Origin of the sequence: Knoellia aerolata DSM 18566, from assembly GCF_000768695.1 — a bacterium.
Classification (GTDB): Bacteria; Actinomycetota; Actinomycetes; order Actinomycetales; family Dermatophilaceae; genus Knoellia; species Knoellia aerolata.
Genome location: NZ_AVPL01000099.1, coordinates 1 through 6,173, shown reverse-complemented (window position 1 = coordinate 6,173; position 6,173 = coordinate 1). Strand labels below are relative to the sequence as shown.

At 73.1% G+C, this 6,173-nt stretch carries 5 protein-coding genes; 1 reads left to right on the top strand and 4 read right to left on the bottom strand.

Going from position 1 to position 6,173, the window contains the following annotated elements:
* Positions 1-123 precede the first annotated feature (123 nt).
* The 3 genes from N801_RS18290 to N801_RS18280 all read right to left on the bottom strand — a co-directional run bounded on the left by N801_RS18290 (position 124) and on the right by N801_RS18280 (position 3,384).
* A complete protein-coding gene (locus tag N801_RS18290; protein ID WP_035940743.1) occupies positions 124-744 on the bottom strand; it encodes an LURP-one-related family protein in 621 nt (206 codons plus the stop codon).
* Between the two features lie 219 nt (positions 745-963).
* Positions 964-2,604, bottom strand: coding sequence for a DNA repair helicase XPB (locus tag N801_RS18285; RefSeq protein ID WP_035940742.1), 1,641 nt, complete (start codon positions 2,602-2,604; stop codon positions 964-966).
* Positions 2,605-2,610: 6 nt separating this feature from the next.
* Complete coding sequence (locus tag N801_RS18280) at positions 2,611-3,384, bottom strand: DUF4190 domain-containing protein (RefSeq protein ID WP_035940741.1); 774 nt, start codon at positions 3,382-3,384, stop codon at positions 2,611-2,613.
* An 80-nt stretch (positions 3,385-3,464) separates the two neighbouring features.
* Here N801_RS18280 and N801_RS18275 point away from each other — a divergent pair, with 80 nt between their 5' ends.
* Positions 3,465-4,403, top strand: a complete 939-nt coding sequence (locus tag N801_RS18275; RefSeq protein ID WP_035940745.1) for a hydroxymethylglutaryl-CoA lyase — start codon at positions 3,465-3,467, stop codon at positions 4,401-4,403.
* A 169-nt stretch (positions 4,404-4,572) separates the two neighbouring features.
* Here N801_RS18275 and N801_RS18270 read toward each other — a convergent pair.
* The coding region (locus tag N801_RS18270; RefSeq protein WP_052113298.1) for a helicase-associated domain-containing protein at positions 4,573-6,173 on the bottom strand (1,601 nt) is incomplete at its 5' end.

The window sequence follows — 6,173 nt, the reverse complement described above, 5'->3', positions numbered from 1 at the left end:
GTCAGTGAACTCGTGGCACACCACAAACCACACTGTCGCTCGTGAACCGGTTCGAACCGGATCACGAGCGACGTCCGGGTTCGCGAACCGCTTCGGACGTCGCCCCACGCGGGCGCCGCTGCGTCAGCGGGACTGGAGGGCGTCGAGGGCCACGGCCATGGCGGCGCCGACGCGCCAGTCGAGCGGGTGGCCGTCGACGACCGGCAGCTCGACCTCGTAGACGTCGCGCATGGCCGCCTTCTTCGTGCTGCTCAGCACGACCCGACCGTCGGGCAGGGTGAAGTCGAAGTGGAAGAGGAACGGCACGGGGATGTCGCCGAGGACTGGCACCAGGTCCCAGACACGTCGCAGGATCGCGATGTTCTTGTTGCGCTCCTGGCCGAGCGCGACGCGGCCGTCGGGGGTGGTGAGGTGCCACGTCGAGCGCAGCAGCGACTTGTTGAAGTCCTTCTGGAACTTGCCGATCGGGGCCCCGGACGCATCGGTGACGTCGTAGGTCGCGGCGAGGTCCATACGCGTGCGGGCCTTGAAGCCGAACACCGGCTGGCTCTTGCCCGCGTCGGAGAAGAACGTCACCTGCTCCTTGAACGCCATCCGCTTCTGCTCGGCGAAGGCCCACAGGCCGACCTCGGTCCCGTCCGGGCCGACGCCGTGGATCTCGTAGCGGTTGACCATCATCGTGAGCTTCTGGCGGACCCGGAAGCGGGTGGGTGCGGTGGGGGTGCCCTGTGGCTGCTGCGTCATGGCGCCACTCTCACACACGCTCCGTTGTCGTATGCCGGCCACTCACCTTCGCGTGTACGTCGCGTCAGGCTCGCTGTTCGCCGCAGTCCCATCCGACCTCCGCGCGCTGGGCGCGCTCCGGTCTCCCGCCAGGCCCAGCCAGCGGCGAACAACGAGTCTGCCGCTCCGGTGGCCGGGGCCGCTGCGCTCGTCCCGACGGATTGCGCAATAAGTCGGGTTTCAGGTGAGGTCGTCGGCGTCGATGATGCGGTAGGCGTAGCCCTGCTCGGCGAGGAAGCGCTGCCGGTGGGCGGCGAAGTCGGCGTCGACGGTGTCGCGGGCGACGACGGTGTAGAAGTGCGCGGTCCGGCCGTCGCCCTTGGGGCGCAGGACCCGGCCGAGCCGCTGGGCCTCCTCCTGGCGGGAGCCGAAGGTGCCCGACACCTGGATCGCGACGCTCGCCTCCGGCAGGTCGATCGAGAAGTTCGCGACCTTGGAGACGACGAGCAGGCTGATCTCGCCCTCACGGAACGCCGCGTAGAGGCGCTGCCGCTCGGCGACGGTGGTCGCGCCGGTGATGACGTCGGCCTCGAGGCGGCCGGCGAGCTCGTCGAGCTGGTCGAGGTACTGGCCGATGACGAGCGTCGGCTCGCCGCGGTGCTTCTCGACGAGCTGCTCGACCACGGGCAGCTTGGCGTCCGAGCAGGAGGCGAGGCGGTAGCGCTCGTCTGGCTCCGCGACGGCATACGCCATGCGCTGCCCGTCGGGCAGCGAGACCCGGACCTCGACGCAGTCGGCCGGGGCGATGTAGCCCTGGGCCTCGATGTCTTTCCAGGGAGCGTCGAAGCGCTTGGGCCCGATGAGCGAGAAGACGTCGGACTCGAGCCCGTCCTCGCGCACCAGGGTGGCGGTGAGGCCGAGGCGACGGCGGGCCTGGAGGTCGGCGGTCATGCGGAAGATCGGGGCGGGCAGCAGGTGCACCTCGTCATAGACGACGAGGCCCCAGTCCTTGGCGTCGAGGAGGTCGAGGTGCGTGTAGACGCCCTTGCGGCGCGTCGTCAGCACCTGGTACGTCGCGATGGTGACCGGCCGGATCTCCTTGCGGGCGCCGGAGTACTCGCCGATCTCGTCCTCGGTGAGGCTGGTGCGCCGGATCAGCTCGTCCTTCCACTGCCGCGCCGAGACGGTGTTGGTGACGAGGATGAGCGTCGTCGCCGACGCCTTGGCCATCGCGCCGGCGCCGACGAGGGTCTTGCCGGCGCCGCAGGGCAGGACGACGACACCGGAGCCGCCGTCCCAGAAGCCGTCGACCGCCTGCTCCTGGTAGGGACGCAGCGCCCAACCGTCGCTCTGGTCGAGCGAGATCGCGTGCGCCTCGCCGTCGACGTAGCCGGCCTCGTCCTCGGCGGGCCAGCCGACCTTGAGCAGCTCCTGCTTGAGGTGGCCGCGCTCGCTCGGGTGGACGACGACGGTGTCCTCGTCGATGCGGTCGCCGATGAGCGGCTTGATCCGCTTGTGCCGCAACACTTCCGTGAGCACGGCGCGGTCGGTGGTCCGCAGGATGAGGCGGGACTCGGCGTCCTTGCTGAGGGTCAGCCGTCCGTAACGAGCCATCGTGTCGGCGACGTCGATGAGCAGGGCGTGCGGCACGGGGTAGCGGCTGTGGGTGACGAGGGCGTCGACCACCTGCTCCGCGTCATGACCGGCAGCGCGAGCGTTCCACAGGCCGAGCGGGGTGATCCGGTAGGTGTGGATGTGCTCCGGGGCGCGCTCCAGCTCGGCGAACGGCGCGATGGCCCGCCGCGCGTCGGCCGACCTGGGGTGGTCGACCTCGAGGAGGAGCGTCTTGTCGCTCTGGACGATGAGTGCGCCGTCGGTCACGCGGCCTCAGTACGAGAAGTCGGAGTCGGAGCTGTAGCCACCGTCGTCCCAGACCCCGGCTGCGCCGAGCGCGATGAAGCCGATGATCCCGAGGACGACGAGCGCCATCCCGACCCCGAAGGCGATCCAGCCCCACTTCGTGAGGCGGCGCGAGCCCTCCGGGTCGGTCGACTGCTTGTTGAGCGCCATGATGCCGAGGATGAGCGGCGCGATGCCCGGGATGCAGCACGAGAGCGTGACGATGCCCGAGAGGATCGTGAGGACGAGCGCGCTCGTGTTCTGCGGGGCCGGGGCGCCGTAGGCGGCCGGCGGCGCCTGCCACTGGCCGGGAGCCTGGTATGCCGGGTAGCCGCCGGGCTGGGCCTGCGGGGTCTGCTGCTGCCACTGCCCACCCGTTGCGGCGTAGGGGTCGTACGGCGGCTGCGGGGCGGCGTACGGGTCGTACGGCGGCGGGGGAGGTGTGGCGGCATACGGGTTCGAGGGCTGGGCGCTCGACCCGGCGTACGGGTCGCCCGGGCTGCGGGGTGCCTGGTAGGGGGACTCGTAGCTGGGGGCGGGCGGGACCGGCGGGACCTCGGGGCCCCGGGGGGCGTCGGAGCCCTGCGGGATCTGCTCGGTGGGCGCCGAATCGGGCGCGGCCGGGCGGTCGTGGGTGGGGTCGGACGGTGAGGAGTCCGCAGGGGTGCCGGAGCCCTGCGAGCCGGACGGCGCGGTCCAGTCCGGGCCTGCGGTCGGGTCGGTGTACTCGCCCGGGCTCTGGTCCTTGTCGTTCTCGCTCATGGCGACAAGGTATCCCGCCGGGTGGCCCGCCCACGCCACGGTCGGCGATCTCGGCGCCCGTGTCAGGATCAGGCATGAGCATGCGTACCCCGCAGGTCGAGCCCGACCCGACGCTCCCGCCGGAGATCACCATCTACGAGGTGGGGGCGCGCGACGGCCTCCAGAACGAGAAGGCCGTCGTGCCCGCCGCCGTCAAGGCGGAGTTCATCCGGCGGCTCGCCGCGGCGGGGCTCGCGACGGTGGAGACGACGTCCTTCGTCAACCCGCAGTGGGTGCCGCAGCTGGCCGACGCGAGTGAGGTGCTCGAGCTGCTCGGCGACGAGGGTCTCGGGCCGCGGCGACCCGTGCTCGTCCCGAACGAGCGCGGCCTCGACCGTGCGCTCGAGGCCGGCGTCGGCGCGGTCGCGATCTTCGGCAGCGCGACCGAGTCGTTCGCGCGCAAGAACCTCAACCGCAGCGTCGACGAGTCGATCGCGATGTTCGCGCCCGTCGTCGAGCGTGCGCAGGGGGCGGGGCTGTGGGTGCGGGCGTACGTGTCGATGTGCTTCGGCGACCCGTGGGAGGGGCCGGTGCCGGTCGACCAGGTCGTCTCGGTGGCGGAGCGGCTCATGGACCTCGGGTGTGACCAGCTGTCGCTGGGCGACACGATCGGGGTCGCGACCTCCGGCCACGTCGCCCGTCTGCTCGACGCGCTGCACGACCGGGGGATCGGGGTGGACCGGATCGGCGTGCACTTCCACGACACCTACGGCCAGGCGCTGAGCAACACCCTCGTCGCGCTCCGGCGCGGGGTCACCGTGGTCGACTCGTCGGCGGGTGGGCTCGGGGGCTGCCCCTACGCCGAGAGCGCGACCGGCAACCTCGCCACCGAGGACCTCGTCTGGGCGATGGCGGGCGCGGGGGTCCGCACCGGCGTCGACCTCGAGGCGCTGCTGGGGACGAGCGCGTGGATGGCACAGCACCTCGGCCGCCCCTCACCCTCCGCCGTCGTCCGCGCCCTCACCCCCGCCCCCGCCTGACCCCGTCGCACCTCCGCCTGACCCGCCCCCGCTTGCCGACTTATTGCGCATTCCGACCCAGCGAGCCGGACTGATTGCGCGTTTCGGCCGGCAAGACCGGCCGTTTCGCGCAATCAGTCACACGGCGGGGGTCGGAATGCGCAATAAGTCGGGGAGTGGGGGGTGGGGGTCAGTCGGCGACGACGCCGGTGATGCGGTGGATCGACAGGGTCCGGGTGATGCCGTCGCTCACGCCCGAGACGCGTCCGCCGTCGAGCCGCTCGGGGTAGAAGAGCAGCCGCTGCGTGCGGCCGATGCCGTCCGAGTAGCCGAGCCACACGGCCCGCCCGTCGGCGATGGCCTCGCGCAGCACCGCGACCGAGGTCGTCGGGTCGTTCGCGGGGATGGCGGGTCCGCTGCGTCCGCCGGGCGCGGCGGCGGCCCGGGCCTGGGCGTGCGACTCCGCCGCGCGCAGCCCGGACACGAGCGAGCCGATCTGCGCCCGGTCCATCGCGTGCACGAGGGCGGAGTCCACCGAGGCGCGGCGGACCGCCCGTCGCACGGGCCGCGTGGGCACGGTGACCGTCCCGGACGGTGACTCGCCCACCGGCGAGAAGCCCTCCTCGCGCAGCATCTCGAGCACCACCTCGGGCCCGGCCGGCGAGGTGAGCACCGTGGGCGCGATGCGCCGGAGCTGGAGCGCGGCGAGGCGCCGGTTGGCGAGCATGACGTCGAGTCCGGCCTCGTCCTCGCTTCGGACGATGGCGCCGACGCCCCGCACCCGGACGGTCCCGTGCCGGCGGGCAACGTCGCGCACGAGGTACTCGAGGGGCTGCGGCACGGGTGTCCGGCTGGCGTCGCGCAGCCCGGCAAGGATGTCCTCACCGGTCCATCCCGTGTCGAGGCAGCGGCGGATCGAGGCGTCGCTGAAGCGGTGCACCGTCGCCCCACCGCGCGACTCGACGTCGGCGACGAGGCGGAGGAACGCAGCCAGCGACCCGGTCACCGGGCCGGGGGCGATCGCGGTGAGGTCGGCCTGGAGCAGGACGGCGTCGACGGGCGCCGGGAGGTGCGGGTGGATCGACTCGGCCACGACCGCGACGTCGCCCTCGCTGGCGAGCAGGGCGCGACCGGCGACGCTGAGAGCCCCGTGCCCGGTCACGCCGAGCCAGGCCGCCTCACCGAGGACCGACTCGACGACGTCCTCGAGCGTGCGGGGGACACGGCGCGGCCGGCGCCAGCGCACCGCGGCCGCGAGGCCGGCGGGCGTCGTCGCGACACCCGGTTCGGCGCTCGCGAGCAGGTCCAGCACCTCGCGGCGCAGCGACCGGATCGGGGGCCACTGCACGTCCGGCCCGAGGGCGTTGACGACCGCGGCGGCGTCGGTGCGCGACCCGACGCGGTGCGGGGCCCGGGTCGTCGCGAGCCACGCCAGCGCCAACCGGGCCCACCGCTCACCGCCCGGCTCGGTCTGCCACGCGTCGTACTCCGCGGTCGGCACCCAGTGCGGGTCGACCTCGCCGTCGTCGGCGACGAGGTCACCGATGAGGGCCAGCTCGACGAGGTATGCCGTGTGCTCCGGTGTCGTGTCCAGCCGCGCGGCGGCGGCCTTGAGGTCGCGCACCGCGAGCCCCCCGGTGCGCAGGACCCGCGGCGGCGTCTGCGACCACGAGTCGAGCAGCTCGTCGAGGAGGGCCAGGACGGCGCTCGCGGCGGCGCCGGCGGCCGCGTCGACGGCGTCGCCGTCCCGCTGTGGTCCGTCGACCGGGGGCGGTGCGAGCTGGGGCTGGC